The sequence below is a fragment of the Rhodococcus sp. PML026 genome (assembly GCF_000963615.1).
GTDB classification, from domain to species: Bacteria; Actinomycetota; Actinomycetes; order Mycobacteriales; family Mycobacteriaceae; genus Rhodococcoides; species Rhodococcoides fascians.
The window spans coordinates 256,560-276,842 of record NZ_KQ031373.1 but is presented as its reverse complement, the minus strand read 5'-3'; the positions used below and the strand labels follow the sequence as shown (position 1 = coordinate 276,842).

At 63.8% G+C, this 20,283-nt stretch carries 15 protein-coding genes; 10 read left to right on the top strand and 5 right to left on the bottom strand.

Annotation, left to right across the window (positions count from 1 at the left end; all coding sequences use genetic code 11):
• Window positions 1-9: 9 nt before the first annotated feature.
• The 3 genes from VF34_RS11885 (at window position 10) to tgt (ending at window position 5,001) form a co-directional block, all read left to right on the top strand.
• Window positions 10-1,743, top strand: a complete 1,734-nt coding sequence (locus VF34_RS11885; RefSeq protein WP_032367801.1) for an ABC transporter ATP-binding protein — start codon at window positions 10-12, stop codon at window positions 1,741-1,743.
• A gap of 41 nt (window positions 1,744-1,784) precedes the next feature.
• Window positions 1,785-3,680, top strand: a complete 1,896-nt coding sequence (locus VF34_RS11880) for an ABC transporter ATP-binding protein (RefSeq protein ID WP_032368744.1) — start codon at window positions 1,785-1,787, stop codon at window positions 3,678-3,680.
• 82 nt (window positions 3,681-3,762) lie between these two features.
• A complete protein-coding gene (tgt, locus tag VF34_RS11875; protein WP_032368643.1) occupies window positions 3,763-5,001 on the top strand; it encodes a tRNA guanosine(34) transglycosylase Tgt in 1,239 nt (412 codons plus the stop codon).
• Here the strand turns inward: tgt and VF34_RS11870 are convergent.
• Window positions 4,955-5,611, bottom strand: a complete 657-nt coding sequence (locus VF34_RS11870; protein WP_045841660.1) for a pyridoxamine 5'-phosphate oxidase family protein — start codon at window positions 5,609-5,611, stop codon at window positions 4,955-4,957. The two genes, tgt and VF34_RS11870, sit on opposite strands and share 47 nt — an antisense overlap.
• 167 nt (window positions 5,612-5,778) lie before the next feature.
• Between VF34_RS11870 and VF34_RS11865 the strand changes: the two genes are divergently transcribed.
• Window positions 5,779-10,665, top strand: coding sequence for a non-ribosomal peptide synthetase (locus VF34_RS11865; protein ID WP_230595241.1), 4,887 nt, complete (start codon window positions 5,779-5,781; stop codon window positions 10,663-10,665).
• Window positions 10,658-11,377, top strand: coding sequence for a VIT1/CCC1 transporter family protein (locus VF34_RS11860; protein ID WP_032373937.1), 720 nt, complete (start codon window positions 10,658-10,660; stop codon window positions 11,375-11,377). The genes VF34_RS11865 and VF34_RS11860 overlap by 8 nt, the downstream gene beginning before the upstream one ends.
• Window positions 11,378-11,383: 6 nt before the next feature.
• On the opposite strand, the gene VF34_RS11855 is transcribed toward VF34_RS11860, so the two are convergent.
• The 3 genes from VF34_RS11855 to VF34_RS11845 are packed head-to-tail and all read right to left on the bottom strand — an operon-like array spanning window position 11,384 to window position 13,599.
• Window positions 11,384-12,265 carry a M56 family metallopeptidase gene (locus VF34_RS11855; RefSeq protein ID WP_032373938.1) on the bottom strand — a complete coding sequence of 294 codons (882 nt, stop codon included), beginning with the start codon at window positions 12,263-12,265 and terminating at the stop codon, window positions 11,384-11,386.
• Window positions 12,262-12,639 (bottom strand): BlaI/MecI/CopY family transcriptional regulator, encoded by a 378-nt coding sequence (locus VF34_RS11850; protein ID WP_032367790.1) that lies wholly within the window; start codon window positions 12,637-12,639, stop codon window positions 12,262-12,264. Before VF34_RS11850 ends, VF34_RS11855 begins: the two co-directional genes overlap by 4 nt.
• 57 nt (window positions 12,640-12,696) lie before the next feature.
• Window positions 12,697-13,599, bottom strand: a complete 903-nt coding sequence (locus tag VF34_RS11845; protein ID WP_197077460.1) for a LysR family transcriptional regulator — start codon at window positions 13,597-13,599, stop codon at window positions 12,697-12,699.
• 169 nt (window positions 13,600-13,768) lie between these two features.
• On the opposite strand from VF34_RS11845, the gene VF34_RS11840 reads away from it, so the two are divergent.
• The 5 genes from VF34_RS11840 (at window position 13,769) to VF34_RS11820 (ending at window position 19,478) form a co-directional block, all read left to right on the top strand.
• Window positions 13,769-15,190, top strand: coding sequence for a M20 family metallopeptidase (locus VF34_RS11840; RefSeq protein WP_032373939.1), 1,422 nt, complete (start codon window positions 13,769-13,771; stop codon window positions 15,188-15,190).
• 20 nt (window positions 15,191-15,210) lie between these two features.
• Entirely contained in the window at window positions 15,211-16,518 is a 1,308-nt protein-coding gene (locus tag VF34_RS11835) for an MFS transporter (protein WP_045841462.1), read from the top strand.
• Between the two features lie 74 nt (window positions 16,519-16,592).
• Window positions 16,593-17,453, top strand: a complete 861-nt coding sequence (locus VF34_RS11830) for a tryptophan 2,3-dioxygenase (RefSeq protein WP_032373941.1) — start codon at window positions 16,593-16,595, stop codon at window positions 17,451-17,453.
• Window positions 17,453-18,661, top strand: a complete 1,209-nt coding sequence (locus VF34_RS11825; RefSeq protein WP_032373942.1) for a kynureninase — start codon at window positions 17,453-17,455, stop codon at window positions 18,659-18,661. Before VF34_RS11830 ends, VF34_RS11825 begins: the two co-directional genes overlap by 1 nt.
• On the top strand, window positions 18,642-19,478 hold the full coding sequence (locus tag VF34_RS11820) for a PaaX family transcriptional regulator (protein ID WP_032373943.1): 837 nt from the start codon (window positions 18,642-18,644) through the stop codon (window positions 19,476-19,478). Before VF34_RS11825 ends, VF34_RS11820 begins: the two co-directional genes overlap by 20 nt.
• On the opposite strand, the gene VF34_RS11815 is transcribed toward VF34_RS11820, so the two are convergent.
• On the bottom strand, window positions 19,475-20,218 hold the full coding sequence (locus VF34_RS11815; protein WP_032373944.1) for a queuosine precursor transporter: 744 nt from the start codon (window positions 20,216-20,218) through the stop codon (window positions 19,475-19,477). The two genes, VF34_RS11820 and VF34_RS11815, sit on opposite strands and share 4 nt — an antisense overlap.
• Window positions 20,219-20,283 lie beyond the last annotated feature (65 nt).

Here is a 20,283-nt window from a genome sequence, read left to right as displayed (position 1 = left end):
TCGGTCATCATGCTGATCCCCCTTCTGCGTAGGTTTCTCGCCCCGTACAAGCTGCCGATTCTCTGCTTGGTGCTGCTGCAGCTGATCGCCACCCTCGCCGCGTTGTTCCTCCCGAGTCTCAACGCGGACATCATCGACAACGGTGTGACCGTCGGCGACACCGGCTACATCCTGTCCGCCGGCGGCGTCATGCTGTTGATCTCGGCAGTACAGATCATCAGCTCTGCCGCAGCGGTGTTCCTCGGTGCACGCACGGCCATGAGTGTCGGACGCGACCTTCGCGGAGCAATCCTCGAACGCGTCGGCACGTTCTCCGCCCGCGAGGTCGGAAAATTCGGTGCTCCGTCACTGATCACCCGCAACACCAACGACGTGCAGCAGGTGCAGTTGGTGATCATCATGGGATTCACCATCGTGGTGATGGCTCCCATCATGTGCATCGGCGGCATCGTGATGTCACTGCGTGAGGACATCGGCCTGTCGTGGATCCTGCTCATCGCGGTGCCGGGCCTCGCGCTCGCGATGGGCCTGATCATCGTTCGTATGGTGCCGGCCTTCCGCTCCATGCAGAAGCGCATCGACGCGGTCAATCGCGTACTACGCGAACAGATCACCGGTATTCGCGTCGTGCGGGCGTTCGTTCGCGAACAATTCGAGGTCGACCGTTTCGGCGCAGCCAACACCTCGTTGACCGAGACGGCACTCAAGGTCGGCCGGCTGATGGCCTTGATGTTCCCGACCGTCATGCTCATCAGCAACGTCACCAGCGTCGCCGTCATCTGGTTCGGCGGTCACGCCATCGACAACGGCACGATGCAGATCGGTTCGCTCACTGCACTTCTGAGCTACATCATGCTCATCCTGATGTCGGTGATGATGGCGTCGTTCATCGCGATGATGGTGCCGCGCGCATCGGTGTGCGCCGACCGCATCAGTGAGGTGCTGGCCACCGAATCCTCGGTGGTGCTGCCCGAGAATCCCCGCACGTTCGTGTCCTCACCGGGCACGGTCGAGCTCGTCGGGGCCGAATTCTCCTATCCCGGAGCCGAATACCCGGTGCTGTGCGGGGTGAGTCTGACTGCCGAGGCAGGCAAGGTCACCGCCATCATCGGCGGCACCGGATCGGGTAAATCGACTCTCGTCAATCTGATTCCACGGCTGATGGACGTCACCGGCGGCCAGGTGCGGGTCGGCGGTGTCGACATTCGCGAACTCGATCTGGACCTACTGCGATCCGAGATCGGATTCGTGCCGCAGAAGCCGTACCTGTTCTCCGGCACCATCGCCAGCAATCTGCGGTACGGCAAGGCCGACGCCACCGACGCGGAACTGTGGGAGGCGCTCGAGATCGCCCAGGGTGCCGACTTCGTGCGCGCGATGCCCGACGGCCTGGAGACTGCCGTCGCGCAGGGCGGCACCACCGTGTCGGGAGGGCAGCGGCAACGACTGGCCATTGCCCGGGCGCTGGTACGCAAACCCAAGATCTACCTGTTCGACGATTCCTTCTCCGCTCTCGACCTCACCACCGACGCGAAACTGCGTGCGGCGCTGCGGCCGGTGACGCGAGATGCATGCATGATCGTTGTGGCTCAACGGGTGTCGACCATCGTCGACGCCGACCAGATACTCGTGCTCGACGACGGAAAGCCGGTGGGCGTGGGTAACCACGAGCAACTGATGGCCACCTGCCCCACCTACGCCGAGATCGTCGACTCGCAGCGGCAAGTTGCAGGTGCACTGTGACCGACACCGACACCACCAAGGATTCCGCAGCCAAGCCCTCTTTGGAGAAGAAGAAGGGCGGCCGCGTCGCGAAGGCACTGCCGGCCACGAAAGCCAAGAACTTCAAGGGCTCGTTCAAACGCGTCATCGGTTTGCTCGCTCCGGAACGATTCCTGCTGAGCCTCATGCTCGTGCTGGGAATCGTCAGCGTCGTCCTCAGCGTCGCTGCGCCGACCGTCCTCGGGCATGCGACCAACCTCATCTTCAACGGAGTCGTCGGCGGAGATCTCGAACCGGGGCAGACGAAAGAACAAGCGGTCGACGGCCTTCGGGCCGCCGGTAACGACACCGTCGCCGATCTCGTCTCGGGCATGGACGTGACGCCCGGTGCGGGAATCGATTTCGGTGCCGTCGGAACGGTGTTGCTCTGGGTTCTCGCACTGTACGTAGTGTCTGCACTGCTGGCGTGGGCGCAGGGCTATATCCTCAACATCGCGCTGCAGCGTCGAATTCTGTTGCTGCGCGGCAGCGTCGAGGCCAAGGTGCATCGCCTGCCGCTGCAGTACTTCGACAACAATGCCCGAGGCGAGACGCTCAGCCGCGTCACCAACGACATCGACAACGTCTCGACCAGCCTGCAGCAGACACTGAGCCAGCTCATCACCGGCATCCTGACCGTGCTCGGCATCCTCGGCGTGATGATCTGGATCTCGCCGTTGCTCGCTCTGGTTGCGCTGCTGACGATCCCGGCCTCGTTTCTGGTGACCGCGCTGATCGCCAAGAGGTCGCAGCCGCACTTCGTGGCGCAGTGGAAGCACACCGGCAAGCTCAACGCGCAGATCGAAGAGACCTACACCGGCCACGAGATCGTCAAGGCGTTCGGTCGCCAGGCGGAGGTGGAACGCGAGTTCGGTGACCGCAACGAGAAGCTCTTCCAAGCAGGCTTCCGAGCGCAATTCATCTCCGGTCTGATCATGCCGATCATCATGTTCCTCGGAAACATCAACTACGTCGTCGTCGCCGTTGTGGGCGGCCTTCGCGTGGCGTCGGGAACATTGAGCCTGGGCGAAGTGCAGGCATTCATTCAGTATTCGCGGCAGTTCACTCAGCCGCTGTCGCAGGTCGGCGCGATGATCAATCTGATTCAGTCCGGAGTCGCGTCCGCCGAACGCATCTTCGAGGTGCTCGATGCCGACGAGGAAGACCCGGACGTCGTGCCTGCGTCCAGCCCCACGGAGCGCCGCGGACGCGTCGTGTTCGACGACGTCTCGTTCAGTTACTCGCCGGAGCAGCCGCTCATCCAGAATCTGTCACTCACCGCGGATCCGGGACATCTGGTGGCGATCGTCGGACCGACCGGTGCCGGCAAGACCACACTGGTGAACTTGATCATGCGGTTCTACGAGATCGATTCCGGCCGAATCACACTCGATGGCGTCGACACCCGCAAGATGACGCGCGACGAGTTGCGTTCACGAACCGGCATGGTGTTGCAGGACACGTGGTTGTTCGGCGGCACCATCCGCGACAACATCGCCTACGGTGATCCGACCGCCAGTGAGGAAGAGATCCTCGAGGCAGCTCGGGTGAGCTACGTCGACAAGTTCGTGCATTCACTGCCCGATGGATACGACACGATCATCGACGAGGAGGGCAACAACGTCAGCGCCGGTGAGAAGCAGCTCATCACCATCGCCCGTGCCTTCCTGGCCAAGCCGCTGATCCTGATCCTCGACGAGGCCACCAGCTCGGTGGACACTCGCACCGAACTGCTGGTGCAGAAGGCGACGGCAGCGCTGCGCAACGACCGCACCAGTTTCGTTATCGCGCATCGTCTCTCGACCATCCGTGACGCCGACACCATCGTCGTGATGGAAAACGGCAGCATCGTCGAGCAGGGCAATCACGAGGAATTGCTCGAGGCCAAGGGTGCGTATTACCGGCTCTACAGCAGTTAGGCGGCTGGCGCCGCACGTGAGTGGAAAATCGTAGTGGGCTACGAATTTCCACTCACATGCGGCGAAGCCGCATACTGACGCGGTGAGTTCTTCCAATTTCGGCTTCGATATCGGCACCCGGCTCGACGGTGAGCTCGGCCGCACCGGCACCATCCACACCCCGCACGGCGACATCGCCACCCCGGCGTTCATTGCGGTGGGGACGAAGGCGACCGTCAAAGCAGTGCTGCCGGAGGCGATGAAGGAACTCGGCGCTCAGGCGGTACTCGCCAACGCGTATCACCTGTACCTGCAGCCGGGCTCGGACATCGTCGACGAGGCCGGCGGGTTGGGCAAATTCATGAACTGGGACGGGCCCACATTCACCGACAGCGGCGGCTTCCAGGTGATGTCCCTCGGTGTCGGGTTCAAGAAGGTCATCTCGATGGACGCCTCACGGGTGGAGTCCGACGACGTCATCGCCGAGGGCAAGGAACGATTGGCCCACGTCGACGACGACGGAGTCACGTTCAAGTCCCATCTCGACGGCTCGAAGCATCGATTCACTCCCGAGGTGTCGATGCAGATTCAGCATCGGCTCGGCGCCGATATCATGTTCGCGTTCGACGAGCTGACCACGCTGATGAATACCCGCGGGTATCAGGAGAAGTCGGTCGACCGCACCCAGGCATGGGCGAAGCGATGCGTCCTCGAACACGAACGCCTCACCGTCGAACGTGCCGACAAGCCGTATCAGGCACTGTTCGGAGTGGTGCAGGGAGCGCAGTACGAAGATCTGCGACGCAAGGCCGCGCACGACCTCGAGACCATCACGGGGGACACGGGCCGTGGGTTCGACGGCTACGGAATCGGCGGCGCACTCGAGAAGCAGAACCTCGGCACCATCACCCGGTGGGTGAACGAGGAACTGCCCGAACACAAGCCGCGCCACATGCTCGGGATCAGCGAGCCGGACGACTTCTTCGTCGCAATCGAGAACGGTGCCGACACCTTCGACTGCGTCAATCCCTCACGGGTGGCGCGCAATGCGGCGATCTATGTGCCCACGGGCCGCTTCAACATCAACACCGCGAAGCATCGGCGCGATTTCACCCCGATCGACGAGAACTGCGACTGCTACACCTGCGCGCACTACACCAAGGCCTACATCCATCACCTGTTCAAGGCGAAGGAGATGCTTGCCTCGACGCTGTGCACGATTCACAACGAGCGATTCACGGTCAAGCTGGTCGACGACATCCGCGCTTCGATCGAGCAGCAGCGATTCACCGAGTTCAAGACGGAGTATCTGGGCCGGTTCTATGCGTCGAAGACTGCCTGAGCTGATCCTCCAGCTCCGAAATGCGCTGCAGTAGTTCGGTTTCCCGCTCGGCAGCTTTGCGCTGGTACACCTCGGACAGGTCCGCGAGGTACGCCGCGTCGTAGCGCGGGATGATGCTGCGCGTGCAGTTCCAGTCGAATGCCTCGACATCGATGACGACGCTGCGTTCGCAGGTGGCGGCGACGGTCAGGTCACCGATCTTTTTGAGTCGCTCCAGTAGTTCGGGATCGTCCGCGGCCTCGATCGTACGTGCCCGTCCGTAGAGCTTGAGTCGTTGCCGCAGAGGGTAATTCACGAGGAAGATCGCGACGCGATCGTCGTGATCGAGATTGGCCGCCGTCACGTACTGATGGTTGCCGGCGAAATCGGCGAAACCCAGAGTGTGGTTGTCGAGAACCTGGAGAAATCCCTTCGGTCCACTGCGGTACTGGATGTAGGGCCACCCGGACTCGGTGACGGTGGCGATCTGGAACTGATCCAGGGCGCGGATCATCGCCTTCTCGCGATCGTCGAGTGGCATCGGGCCGTCGTCGGGTCGCTCGGTCTGTGAGCCGTAGGCGGTGTAACTGCCGTCGACCTGCTGCCGCGCAATCGCGGCAGGGCCGAACATCAGGTGGTGATAGTGGTTGTTCGGCGGCACGCACCGACCATACGACACCCCAGGCCAGCACGGCTGTCGAGATCTCGCCAGTGTTCGACTCTGGCAGCGGCGTACATTGTTACTACAGATCATGTAGTAGCTGGAACCGCCGTGGGGGGACCACAATGTTCGACGCCTTGCCTCTGACTTCGGCGCAGGCCGATATCTGGATGGCTCAGCAATTCATGCCGGACGCGCCCTTCGCCATCGCGTACTACGTCGATCTCGTCGGTGCTGTGGACCTGGATACCCTGGTTAACAGCGGTAGCGCGGCGCATCGAGAGTACTCGTCGTCGACGATGCGCATCGTCGAGATCGACGGCCTCCCGACGCAGCGGTTCGAGGCGGCGGAGACCGACGCAGTGCAGATCCTCGACTTCCGTGAGCACGACTCTCCGGCAGACGCGGCCCGACAGTGGATGAACGACGATTGTCGAACACCGCTGTCGACGGACGGTCAGCTCGTACGGTTGCGTGTCCTCCGCGTCGGGGACGATCGCGTGTTCTGGTACACCAGAGCCCACCACATCGCGCTCGACGGCTATGCCTCGATGAAGGTTCTCGAGCGGGCGGCGGCTCTATATGCCGCAGTACAGGACGGAGTGGAGCCACCGCTGATCGAGCCGACGACTCCCGCGGCACTTCTCGCCGAGGACGAGCGCTATCACGCATCCACTCGCGCACGGCGGGATCGGGAGTACTGGGAATCCACCGAGATGGGGTACACCGCGCCCCTAAGCCCGGCCGCCACGCCTGCATTCGTGCCCATCGTCGTGGGCGAAGATCGAACCATTTCTCGGGCCGACTGCGGTCAACCCACGTCGACGGTGGTCATCGCAGCATTCGCCGCCTATCTCGCGCGCATGAACGACACCGACGACGTCGATCTGTCCTTGCCCGTATCTGCACGGCCCACAGCACTTCTGCGCCGAGCCGGATCGTCGTTGTCGAATGTGGTTCCGTTGCGGCTGCCGGGCATCGGGTCGGCGACAGTGAACAGCGTGGTCAAATCGACCGAGGTCGCCATCGCAGCCGTGCTGCGACATCAACGCAGCAGGCCCCCGGCGTCGGAGAGTGGACGTGCACTGCGCGCCGGCCGTTTCGGGCCGACGATCAACGTGATGATGTTCGCGAACACGGTGTCCCTCGGCGATGTCGACGGCGAGATCAACATTCTGGCCACGGGTCCGGTGCCGGACCTTGCGGTCAACATCTATCCCGGTCGAGGCGGAGCTCGTCCGCGCATCGACTTCGAGGCCAACCCTGCCGCGTACACCCCGAGCGACCTCGCTCGCCACCACGAACGGTTCCTGCACTTCCTCGACCGGTTCGCCGCATCCGGCTACGGCGACACGGCAGTGGCCGACCTCGACCTGTTCCTCCCCGACGAGCGTGATGTGGCGTCCGCTTCGGTCGGCGCGGCCGTGACCGAGCACGGTTCTCTGAACGAGACGTTGACCGAGGCAATCATGAACTACAGCAATCGAATTGCGATTCACGATGCGCATGTGTCGGTCACCTACGCAGAGTTGGCCACGAGAGTTGCTGCCCTCGCATCTGTTCTGACTGCCCGAGGAATCGGCATCGAGGACCGGGTGGCCGTGCGCATCGGCCGGTCGGTGGAGGGAGTCGTCGCGTTCTGGGCAATCGCGCGAGTGGGCGCGGTGTACGTTCCTGTCGACCCGAATCACCCCCGCGAGCGGGCGCAGTTCGTCGTGCACGACAGCGCAGCAGTGTTGGGTCTGTGCACGGCCGGCAACGAATCGGGCGCGATCGAGTGGCTGAACATCGAGAACGTTGTCGCAAAGGGAAGCTCGAACGATAGGACGGCGTCGACCGCACCGCACCAGGCGGCCTACGTCATCTACACCTCGGGATCCACCGGTACACCCAAGGGTGTCGTCGTCACCCACGATGGAATCTCCGCTCTGGTGCAACAGATCCGACGCAGCTACGACCTCGACGCCAGGTCGCGGGTCTGTCATCTCGCCTCACCCGGATTCGACACCGCCCTAGTCGAAATGCTGGCCGCAGCGAGTGCAGGCGCGGCAGTGGTGATCGCACCGACAAGTAGTTACGGTGGCTTGGAACTGTCCGATGTGATTGCCCAACAGGCTATTACCCATCTCTTGATCACGCCCTCGGTTCTGGCGACGATGGAGCCCGCAGCGCTGGTGGGTGTCGGGACGATCATCATCGGCGGTGAGGCAGCCCCGCAGGATACGGTCGACCGCTGGTCGACGGGTCGGCGACTGCTCAACGCCTACGGCCCCACCGAGACGACCTGCAGTGTGACGATGACGGCGCCGCTGCGTCCGGGCAGCACCGACGGAATCGGACGAGCCATGGTGGGCGCGGTGATTCACCTCCTCGATCGCACCCTACGGCCGGTTCCATCGGGTGCGGTCGGTGAGATCTACATCGAGACGTCCGGTATCGCGCGGGGATATCTCGGTCGCACCGTGGACACATCGGCGCGGTTCGTCGCGAACCCGTTCAGTAGCAATGGGATTCGGATGTTTCGTAGCGGAGACCGGGCGCGCTGGCGCGAAGATGGCACGCTGGAGTTCCTCGGCCGCATCGACGATCAGATCAAGATTCGGGGAAATCGCGTCGAACTGGGTGAGGTCGACGCAGCGCTACGGGCGCATCCGGAGGTCGTATCGGCATCGTCTGCGTTGCGTCGCAGCCACACTGGTGATCTGCGTATCGACGGGTACGTAGTGGCCGCACGCGCCGGGCACGTGCTCGACACCGAGGCCATTCGTCGGGATCTCGCACAGAGACTTCCTGCCCACATGGTGCCGTCGACCCTGTCGGTTCTCGACGAGATTCCGTTGACCATCAATCGGAAGGTCGATCGCGGTGCGCTTCCCGCTCCGGATCCGACCACGTCGACGACCGGTGCTCGAAGCGAACCGTCCGGTGCCGTCGAGGAGATCGTGGCGGCCGCGTTCGCGCGCGTGCTCGGCAGGGACGGTGTCGATTGCACCGCGTCGTTCTTCGACCTCGGAGGCGACTCGCTGGCGGCGACCAGAGTCGTTGCGTCGGTGCGGGCCGAGACATCGGCGGACATCGGTGTGCGAGACCTCGCCGGTGCGCCGTCCGTCCAGGCGTTGGCTGCATGTATCGATGAGCGTCGTCTGGTTGAGCGGCAGGACAATTCGCGGCCCGAATGCGGAATGTCGGAGGGGGTAGTCGCAATTCCGCTCGCGCCGCAGCAACGCCACATCGATCGAAGCGCACGGCTTCCGCTGTACAACCTGCCGTTCACGGTCACGATTTCCGGGGAGTTCCACGCAGTAGCAGCCGCGCAGGCCTTGACCGACCTGATCGATCGACACAGCACGCTGCGTACGCGCTACCCGGATGTCGACGGGGTCCCGGTGCAAGTGGTCGAACCGGATTCTGCCGGCGTCGCACCGAATCTCGTTGTCCACCACTTCGACGATGCCGCGGTGACGCAGATCCTCGAGCAAGCCTTCGACGTGCGCACCGAGGTTCCGATCCGAGCGCGCCTGTTCGCAGTAGCGCCCGATCGCCACGTGCTTGCGTGCGCCATTCACCACATCGCCGCGGACGGGTGGTCACTGGGGCTGTTGGCGTCGGATTTCGTCGTCGCGTATCACGCCAGGATGACCGGCACCACGCCGTCGTGGCCCGAATTACCCTTGTACTACGCCGATTACAGCGTCTGGGCCTGCACACGAGACGTATCGGCCGATCTGGACTTCTGGCGCGCAGAGCTGGCGGACATACCCAGGTCGAGGGACTTGCCACTGGACCGGCCGCGAGCACAGGACTGGGATTTCTCCGGCGCACGCACAACGCTACGGTTCGATGCACACGCCACGCAGAGAATGTCCGGTCTCGCACAACGCTGCGTGACAGGACGATTCACCGTGCTGCGCGCAGCGCTGTTGATTCTGCTCGCCGAGATGACAGCGTCCACTGATCTGGTCATCGGAACCCCGGTTGCCGGTCGCGACGACCCGAACCTCGAGCAGGTCGTCGGAACGTTCACCACCACCGTTGCCATCCGGACCGAGATCGCAGCGGCGACAACCGTCGAAGACGTCGTGAAGGCGGCCCGGGCCAGCGAACTGCGGGCCTTCGACCATGCGACGGTGCCGTTCGAAGATGTCGTGACTGCCGTCGCTGCGGAGTCGTCGGAAGCGCGGCATCCCATCTTTCAGGTTGCGCTGTCGTTGGATGTCTTCACCTCCGCGACCCTCGACATGGGGGACGTGCACGTCGAGATCACGCCGCAGCCGATCGACATCGCCAAGTGCGATCTCCACTTTCACGTCACCGAACGGCGGGACGACGAAGGGAAGGCTATCGAGACTACGGTCGATATCGTCTATCCCACAGCATTGTTCGACCAGAACACCGTGATGGAGCGGTCGGCGATTCGAGCAGATCCTGACGGCAGGCGTCGCAGAACCGGACTCGGCGTGGCGAAACCCGACCACCTATGTACTACACGATGTGTAGTATCTACGGTGCGTGAGGTGCACGCGACTTCGAATCCAGCGGGAGAACGCATGTCCACCTTCAACGGCCTTCCGGCCCATATTCTGCTCGTTCACTTCATCGTGGTGCTGGCACCGTTGACCGCGCTGCTCGCCATTGCGGCCAGTATCTGGACCGGTGTGCGCAGCAGGCTGGTGTGGCTCATCGCAGCCCTGGCGGTGTTCACGCTGGCGCTGACTCCGCTGACCACCGAGGCAGGCGAGTGGCTCGAGAAGCGCGTACCCGAGACCGCGGCGGTGGAGCAGCACACCGAGATCGGTGACTGGATGATCTACTTCTCCGTCGGCTTGGTGATCGTCGCTGCGCTGCTCGTGTTCCTGCATCTGCGTGAGCGTCGCGGTAACGCGCCCGTGCGGTGGCAGTCGATTGTCGTCGTGGTCTTGGCAGTAGTGATCGGAGCGACCACAATCGTCCAGGTGTACAGAATCGGAGAGTCCGGCGCTCGCGCCGCGTGGGACGACGTATCGGCAACGGCCGTCGATGAGTGAGCCCGAGCCGAGCCTGCACGAGCACGAACCGCACGGTGATCTGTCCGGTCGGCTGAACTGGCTGCGGGCCGGGGTGTTGGGTGCCAACGATGGCATCGTCTCCACCGCCGGCCTGGTCGTCGGCGTCGCGGCCGCCACCACGGACAGAGGGTCGCTGCTCACCGCTGGTGTCGCGGGGCTCGTCGCCGGAGCGGTGTCCATGGCGCTGGGGGAGTACGTCTCGGTGAGCACGCAACGTGACGCCGAGCGTTCTCTGCTGATCAAGGAACGCCGAGAACTCGACGAGCAACCCGAGCAGGAATTGGCCGAGCTCGCGGCACTGTACGAGGCCAAGGGCCTGTCGGCCGACACGGCACAGACCGTCGCTCGCGAACTCACCGAGCACGATCCGTTTGCCGCCCACGTGGACATCGAGTTGGGCATCGACCCGGATGCGCTGACCAATCCGTGGCAGGCGGCCGGCTCGTCTGCGGTGTCGTTCGTCAGCGGTGCCCTGCTGCCGTTGCTGTCCATTCTGTTGCTGCCGCCGTCGCTGCGCGTTCCGGTGACGTTCGTCGTGGTGCTGCTGGCTTTGGCCTTGACCGGAAGCATCAGCGCGCGTCTCGGCGGTGCGCCGGGTCGGCCGGCGATGACTCGCATCGTGATCGGTGGTGCGATCGCGATGGCCGTCACCTATGCGATCGGCCAACTGGCGGGCGTTGCCGGTATCTGACCGAGATCAGCGGAAGATCGAAGTGGCAGCTTCCCCGGTTTCGGGTGCCACCACATCTTGGACGACGTCGAACAATGCCACCGAGATGACGGCGAAGGCGAGGACGAGGACCACGCCGGCGGCCAGGATTCCACGGTCGGGGCGATGCTGCGGTGGTTCACCGAGGGCTTGGACCCGCCGCACGACGTCGCCACCGGTACTGGCGAGGGTGCGAGTTCCACGGTCGAGCTGATTCCGGAGCAAAGAGGTTCTGGCGATGGCAGACAACGTCTCTCGCCGTCCCAGCCTTGCCGCACTCTCGTCTGCCTGACGCTCCGCCGCGTGCCGTACCTTCGCGGTCAACGGTTCGAGAACCGGATCGACGCGGGCCGCGATTTCGCACATCTGGATCCACACGCTGTGACGGTGCCGCAGATGGGCGCGCTCGTGCTCGATCACTGCTCGTAATTCGTTGTTCGACAACGCTTCCGCGAGGCCGGTAGTGATCACGACGGCACCTCCGCCGGAGGGGACGGCAAAAGCGTCAGGAACGTCGGAGTCGACCACGACGATGCCGCCCGTCGCCCGCGCCTCGTCACCGAATTCGGATGCGATGGACGTACTGGCGACGACGCGTCGAACATGGCGGGCCACTTCGACCGACCGCCAGATCATCCACGCGCAGATCACGATTCCCAGTGTCACCCACACGGCCCGACTCGTCGCCAGGAAGACCGCGGCGAGCGCAGTCAGGGACGCGAGCGCCGAGAACGCCGTGACCACAGACAGAATGGGCAGCAGCACCACGGCGGTCGAGGGGTTGAGACGACGGTCGATGCGGTCGGCTCCGAATCCAAGGAGCAGCGACAGCGCCCACGGCAATACGGCGACGATCAGGAGCAGAGTCATCGATGGTGCTCGGCTGCGTCCGATTTGGCGAGCAACTCTCGCAGCGTCGCCTCGTCCTCAGGGTCGAGTGCGGCCACGAAGCTGGCCAGTACGTCGGCGCGCTCGGCTCGTGTGCCGAGCTCGGTGCGCATTCGCATCGCGGCCCGAAGCGCCGGGATCTCGTCGACCGGGGCGTTGAGGGTGTAGACGTACGACCGTCCTCGACGCTCGCGATCGACCAGCCCCTTGCCGTGCAAGCGCACCAATGCGGTCATGACGGTGGTGTGCGCGAGATCCGAGCCCAGATGCTCGCGGGCCTGGGCCACCGAGAGTTCCGTGTGCTCGCCGAGCAAATCGAGGATCGACTCCTCCAACTGTCCGGACGCTCTTCGCACTGCGATCCCTCACTCGATTCGGTTACCTCGAGGATAGGCCAGTTCGAGGTCCCGCCACTATCCCGCGGCCTCGAGAATGTCGGTCAACGCGTCGATCAGAGCCACGATTCGGGCCGACGGCGGCCTACCGCGCATCGTGTGAATTTCGGCCCGGCGCTGAGCGAACACCGGATGCACGAGGGGGATGTACGTCAGGCCCGATTTGCGGTCACCACCCAGGTCGCTGACGAGTGCGACGCCGTCGCTCGAGCGAGCGAACTCCAGTATTGGAGCCAGCCGCTCGCATTGCAGACCGACGTGGGGTGAGAGTCCCTCCAGACGTATTCCGGCGTCGAACAGTTCGCGTTGACTCGATCCGGTGGTCGACAGCGCGAGGGGATAGACGCAGATATCGGCCAGATCGACGCTGGCTCGGTCGCTGAGCGGGTGACCGAGCGCGACGACGGCGCAGATGGGCACGGTGACGGAATGTTCGACCGTCACGTCGGTGCGTCGACCGAGCGAGAAGGTGACCGCGACGTCCGCGCGGGCGTCGACCACCCGTCGGCTGGCCTCGTCCGGCCCCACCACGTCCAAAGTGAACGTGACCGACGGGTGAGTCCGATGGACCGACGCCATGGCCCGTGGGACGACGGACTGCGAGAAACCTTCGGTGCAGGCGACGGTGACGCTGCCGTGTTCGGTGGCGTCGACGCTGCGTATTTCGGCGATGAGGGTCGACGATTCCACTTCGTGTCTGCGCGCGTGGGCGAGCAGGCGATGGCCCGCTTCGGTGAGCGTCATTCCCCGGGCATGTCGCGCGAAGAGCGGCACGCCGATGTCACGTTCGAGCTTGGCGATCTGTCTGCTGACCGCCGACGCGGCCAGATGTTGTGTTGCGGCCGCCTCGGTGACGGACCCCGTTCGCGCTACTTCGCAGAAGTACGTCAGCGCAGAGGGCATCAGATGCAACGAAGCCACCCCTTCTTTCACAGCACTGTCACGGCGGTGACACGTGATTGTCATCGAGCCACTGGCTGCCCCTGCGTTGCCGTGAAAGCAACGCTGGGGCCACCAATCGGCAATGGTGTAGACGGTATCGGGCTCGCTACTGTCAGGCGAACACCAGGCCGATGGCGAGGGAGATTCGATGAACCGCGAGCATGTGATCGCGCAGGCCGAGGACTTCTACGATTCGGGTGCGTTCCATCGTGAACTCTCCGAGCTCGTGTCCGTCCCTTCGGAAAGCCAGTCGACGGCCGGTCGAGTTGCGTTGTCGGCATATCTCCAGGATCTGCTCGTGCCGAGGCTCGAGGCGCTCGGGTGTGCGGTCGAGACCTATTCCAACCCGGTCGAGGAGGGTGGTCCCTTCCTGATCGCCACCCGTCACGAGGCCCCCGAACTGCCGACCGTGCTCTGTTACGGCCACGCCGACGTGGTTCTGGGCATGGCCGAGGACTGGTCGGACGGACTGTCGCCGTGGACTCTCGTCGAGCGGGACGGCCGGCTCTACGGGCGTGGAACGGCCGACAACAAGGGTCAGCATCTGGTGAACCTCGCGGCACTGCGGACGGTTCTCGACGCCCGCGGATCGTTGGGATTCAATCTGACGCTCCTGTTCGAGACCGGTGAGGAGATCGGCTCACCCGGACTCGAACAATTCGTGTCGGATCATCGGGGCGAACTCGCTGCCGACGTGCTGATCGCCTCGGACGGACCACGCCTCGACGCCCAGACGCCCACACTGTTTCTCGGTGCCCGTGGCGGCGTGGACTTCGACCTCGTCGTCGACCTACGTGAGCGCGGCTACCACTCGGGCAACTGGGGCGGACTGCTCCGCAACCCCGCGACCACCCTGGCCGGTGCTATCGGGACCCTCGTCGACGGCCACGGCCGTATCCAGCTCGACAGCCTCGTGCCCGAGCGCATTCCCGAGTCCGTCGTCGATGCGCTCAGAGCTATCGAGGTCGGACGCACCCCGGGCGATCCGGTGGTCGACTCCGGCTGGTCGGCCACCGAATTGTCGCCTGCAGAGCGGGTTTTCGGGTGGAACACTCTCGAAGTGATCGCCATGAGCGCCGGCAACATCGTCGAACCGGTCAATGCGATTCCGGGCCAGGCGCGAGCGCGGTTGCAGCTGCGGTACGTCGTCGGGACCGACCTCGACGATCTCGGCGCGCGGTTACGACGACACCTCGACGCGCACGGGTACTCGATGGTCGCCGTCGAACTCGGCATCTCGTTTCCTGCGAGCCGAACGGACCCGAACGACCCCTGGGTTCGCACGGTCGCCCAGTCGGTCGAGCGCACCGTCGGGTCCCCGGTCACCGTGCTGCCCAACATCGGTGGGTCACTGCCCAATCACGTATTCACCGACACTCTCGGAATTCCGACGGTCTGGATGCCGCACTCCTACCCGGGATGCCGTCAACATGCACCCGACGAACACATGCTCGCATCCGTTGCGCGCGAGGGACTCGCCATGGCCACGGGCCTGTTCTTCGACCTCGGTGCGGGTACAGACGACGACCGCGACGCACCGCTCGAATCCGCCAGCGCCTCGCGCTCCTGAACACCACCGGAGAATCCGACATGTCCACTGCACACGTTCATCGAACTCCCGATCGTGACGGCGCGGGTGAAGCCGTTGTGTCCGTGAAGAATCCGGTCCGGGCCATCGCGGCCGCGACCATCGGGAACGCTCTCGAATGGTTCGACATCGCCATCTACGCGTTGTTTGCCATCTACATCGGGCAGAACTTCTTTCCCTCGGCTGACCCCGGCGTGCAACTGGTGCAGACGTTCGCGGTCTTCGGGGTCTCGTATCTGATTCGCCCCCTCGGCGGACTGATCCTCGGCTCCTACGCAGACCGGAAAGGGCGAAAGAAGGCTCTGGTGATGAGCATTCGCCTGATGGTGCTCGGCACCGCGTTGATCGCCTTCATGCCCAATTACGACGACATCGGCATCCTCGCTCCGATCGGTATCATCGTCGCGCGCCTGATTCAGGGCTTCGCGGCCGGTGGCGAATTTGGCGCGGCCACATCCTTTCTCGTCGAACAGAACGGCAAGCGCCGCGGATTCTTCGGCAGCTTCCAGTTCGCCAGCCAGGGACTGGCTACGCTGATGGCGGCCTCGTTCACCGCCGGATTGACCGCGGTGTTGTCCGAGGCCAGCATGGTCGACTGGGGTTGGCGAGTGCCGTTCGTCTTCGGGCTCATGGTGGGCCCGGTGGGATGGTTCATCCGACGTCACGTCGACGAATCACCGGCCGTCGTCGCCGCGTCGGACACCCCGAAATCGCCTGTGCGCGATCTGTTTCGGAATCAGTGGGGCGGGATTCTCATCGCCGGCGGTGTGCTGGTGGTGTCCACCGCGCTGAACTTCATTCTGCAGTACCTGCCGACCTTCGGTATCAAGCAACTGGGACTGAACAATTCGCTGTCGTTCGTAGCATTGATGATCACCGGCGTCATCCTGACGGTGGTGACACCGTTCGTCGGCCAGCTGTCCGACAAGGTGGGACGCATCAAGATCATGTTGCCGTCGGCGATCGCGATCGGCGTCAGCGTCGTCCCGCTCTTCATGTGGCTCATTGCGGTGCCGTCGTTCCTCACCCTCGCGCTCGTCATGACCGTGCTCGGATTGCTGAAGGCGCTGTACTTCGGTGCGCTGCCGTCGGTGATGTCCGACGCGTTCCCGGTCCATTCGAGGGCCACCGGCCTGTCGTTCGGATACAACGTCACCACGGCGATCTTCGGTGGATTCACTCCGACCATCGCGGCCGCTCTGGTGGCCGCGACCGGTCAGGCGGTGTCCCCGGGCTACTACATCCTGGCGGTGTCCCTGGTCAGCATCGCTGCGCTGATCGGTGCCGTACGGATTCGCGGCATTCGCTAGCTTACAGATGCCTAGCGGTCGGCACATTGATGTAATACGCTGATCTCACCAGCCCACCACCTCGAGGACGATCCATGAGCGTCGAAGCGAACACCCGGAATATCGAGAAGAGCGTCGTCACCGATTTCAGTGACCGCATGAGCTACGGGTCCTACCTCGACCTCGACCTCGATACGCTGCTCAGCGCTCAGAAACCGGTGAGCACCCCCGAGCATCACGACGAACTGCTGTTCATCATCCAGCACCAGACCACCGAGCTGTGGCTCAAGCTGGTGCTGCACGAGACCCTTGCCGCGCGAGCCGCATTCGATGCCGACGACATCGGTACCGCACTCAAGTGCGTGGCCCGGGTGAAGCACATCCAGAAGACGCTCACCGAGCAGTGGTCGGTGCTGGCGACACTCACCCCGACGGAGTACTCCCAGTTCCGCGACTTCCTCGGCAACTCCTCGGGGTTCCAGTCGTATCAGTACCGGGCCGTGGAGTTCGTGCTGGGCAACAAGAATCCGGGAATGCTGACGGTCTTCGAGTCCGATCCTGCTGCGCATGAGATGCTTTCGACTCTGTTGCGCGAGCCCAGCCTGTACGACGCCTTCTGGCGGTCGTTGGCACGGCAGGGATACGACGTACCGGCATCGGCCCTCGACCGTGATGTCGCGACGGCATACACGTTCAACGAGGACCTGATGCCGCTGATCAAGTTCGTCTACGAGAACCACACCGAACATTGGGCGGTGTACGAGGCATTCGAGGAGCTCGTCGACTTGGAGGAGAACTTCCAGCTCTGGCGATTCCGCCACATGCGCACGGTGCTGCGCACCATCGGAATGAAGAGCGGGACGGGAGGGTCGAGTGGCGTCGGGTTCTTGCAGAAAGCACTCGAACTCACGTTCTTTCCCGAATTACTCGCTGTGAGAACGGAAATCGGCCGATGATGGAACGTGCAGTCGAACTCGACAACAAGGACCCGCTCCGCAGCTATCGTGACAAGTTCCTCGGCAGTGACGACCCGTCGATCAGCGCGTATCTCGACGGCAACTCGCTGGGCCGGCCGACCAAGGCGAGCGTCGAACGCATCAATGCCTTCATGACCGACGCCTGGGGCGGACGCCTCATTCGCGGCTGGGACGAGCAGTGGTTCGACCTCCCCGTCACCATCGGCGACGCCCTGGCCGACGCCACCCTCGGGGCCGCGCCCGGGCAGACCACCATCGGCGATTCGACGACGGTACTGCTGTACAAGCTGGCGCGGGCGGCGATCGCCATGCGGCCCGGCCGCACCGAGATCATCATCGACCGCGACAACTTCCCGACCGACCGATACCTGCTCGAAGGTATTGCGGCCGAGTTGAATATGACCCTGCGATGGATCGAGACGGACCGCCGCGGAGGCATCGAACCGGAACAACTCGCCGAGGTGGTGGGGGAGAACACCGCCCTGGTGGTGATCACCCACGTCGCCTACCGGTCAGGCTTCCTTGTCGACGTGGCCGAGGCGACGCGTATCACGCACGAAGCCGGCGCACTGATGCTGTTGGACGTGTGCCATTCCGTCGGTTCGGTGCCGCTCGAATTCGATTCGTGGGGAGTCGATTTGGCCGTCGGGTGCACCTACAAGTACCTCAACGGAGGTCCGGGATCGCCGGCCTTCGCGTACGTGCGCAGTGATCTTCTGGCCGACTTCGTGCAGCCGATCTGGGGGTGGATGGGCCGGGCCGATCCGTTCGAGATGGCGCAGGGTTACGTTCCGGCACAGGGCATTCGACGCGTCATCAGTGGTACGCCGTCGGTGTTCGGGATGATCGCGATGCAGGACACCATCGAGATGATCGCCGAGGTGGGCATGGACGCGATCCGTGCGAAGTCCGTTGCGCTCACCGAATACGCCCTCGAACTCGTGCGTGAGATGCTGGTACCGCTCGGGGTGGAGATCGCCTCACCCGAGGATTCGAATCGGCGCGGTGGTCACGTCACCATCGACCACCCAGATTTCAAGGCCATCACTGCTCGGCTGTGGGAGCAGGGTGTCATCCCAGATTACCGCGCACCACAGGGTATTCGGCTGGGGTTGAGCCCACTGAGTACCTCGTACCGCGAGGTGTACCTGGGTATCGTGGCGATTCGTGACGAACTCCGCGCCTAGCACCGCCGGGGCCATCCTCGACGACTTCGAGTCTCGTCCAGGTAGCGCCACCTCTTTGGTGCGCACGGTGCTCGGAGCCTACGTTCGGCCTCTCGGCGGGTGGTTTGCCATCGCCGATTTCGTCGTCTGGATGGACACGCTGGGAGTGCCACCGGAAAGCACGCGCATTGCGGTGACGAGGTTGAAGAAGAAGGGCGTCGTCGAATCAGCTAATCGAGAGGGCCGCACCGGCTATCGGATCACCGAGCAGGCCGATGCGATGTTCGCTCGGGGAGACGGTCGGATCTTCGGCTTCCGGCGGATGGCCGACGGCGATCCATTCCGGTTGATCTCGTTCACCATTCCCGAGACGCAACGCGCGGCGCGCCACCAGCTGAGGCGACGACTCACCGGAATAGGCTGTGGCACAGTCTCACCAGGATTGTGGATCGCGCCCGAATATCTGGCGGCGGAGGCCATTGCCATCGTCGACGCGTTGGAGTTGTCGCAGTACGTCACGACGTTCGTCGCGTCCGAGGTCGCGCCTCCCGGCACGCTGCGCGAAAGTGCCGAGCAGTGGTGGGAGCTGGCCGGCATCGCTGATCGGCATCGGGCATTTCTCGACGCTTTCGACGGCGGGTCGCCGGCGCGGAACCCGCGCGATGCGTTTGTCACATTCGTGCCTTTGCTCGACGAATGGCGCGTCATTCCCTACGTCGACCCGGGTCTTCCGCCGTGTATGACACCGGAGGACTGGCCGGGCACCCGGGCCGTCGCCACGTTCGAGACGGCCCGGGAGCGCTACTTCGATCTGAGTACGGAATGGGTCGCGTTCTAGCGATCCTGGTACGACGGCTCGCGCTTTTTGATGTACGAGATGACGCGGTACGTGATGGGCATGACGATGACCTCTGCCAGTGTCTTCCACAGGAATCCGACGATGACGTAGTTGATGAAGTCGGTCCACGTGGTGATGCCGATGACTCCGGCGGCGATGGAGCAGAAGATCAGCGTGTCGAAGAATTCGCCGACGATGGTCGAGCCGATCAGTCGCGCCCACAGGTGCTTTTCCTTGGTGCGTTCCTTGATCTTGACCAGCACGACGGAGTTGAGGAGCTGCCCCACGGTGTAGCCGGCGAGACCGGCGAGGACCAGTCGGGGGACGACGCCGACGACGCTTTCGAGCGCGGCCTGGTTCTCGTAGAACGAGGCGGCGGGGAGTTCGATGGCGATCCAGAAGCACACGGACGTGAGCAGCAGGGAGCCGAAGCCAAGGTAGATCGCCCGGCGCGTGGCTCTGAAGCCGTAGACCTCGCTGAGCACGTCGCCGAGGATGTAGGCGAGGGGGAAGAGGAAAAATGCGCCGTCGGTATTGATCGGCAGGATTTGGAACGGTCCGAGCATGACGTCGGACGAGGCGAAGAAGGCGACACCTTTGCTGGCGGCCACATTCGAGATCAGCAGCGTCGCGACGAACAACGCGACGATGGTGGGGTAGTAGCCCCGGCTGATGTGAGCGAACGTGGCCTGCCCAGACTCGGTGCCGCCGTCAGGGGCGGTGTGTTGGGTAGTAGTCACCTGACAATCCAAGCACCGAGACGACGATGGGCGCGAATCCCGGGGTGGGATGCGCGCCCATCGAG

Excerpts from the sequence above, each read along its gene's own strand:
- VF34_RS11885 (WP_032367801.1), top strand. The coding sequence starts at position 10 with ATGCTGATCCCCCTTCTGCGTAGGTTTCTCGCCCCGTACAAGCTGCCG.
- VF34_RS11870 (WP_045841660.1), bottom strand. The coding sequence starts at position 5,611 with ATGTTCGGCCCTGCCGCGATTGCGCGGCAGCAGGTCGACGGCAGTTAC.
- VF34_RS11860 (WP_032373937.1), top strand. The coding sequence starts at position 10,658 with ATGAGTGAGCCCGAGCCGAGCCTGCACGAGCACGAACCGCACGGTGAT.
- VF34_RS11855 (WP_032373938.1), bottom strand. The coding sequence starts at position 12,265 with ATGACTCTGCTCCTGATCGTCGCCGTATTGCCGTGGGCGCTGTCGCTG.
- VF34_RS11840 (WP_032373939.1), top strand. The coding sequence starts at position 13,769 with ATGAACCGCGAGCATGTGATCGCGCAGGCCGAGGACTTCTACGATTCG.
- VF34_RS11835 (WP_045841462.1), top strand. The coding sequence starts at position 15,211 with ATGTCCACTGCACACGTTCATCGAACTCCCGATCGTGACGGCGCGGGT.
- VF34_RS11830 (WP_032373941.1), top strand. The coding sequence starts at position 16,593 with ATGAGCGTCGAAGCGAACACCCGGAATATCGAGAAGAGCGTCGTCACC.
- VF34_RS11825 (WP_032373942.1), top strand. The coding sequence starts at position 17,453 with ATGGAACGTGCAGTCGAACTCGACAACAAGGACCCGCTCCGCAGCTAT.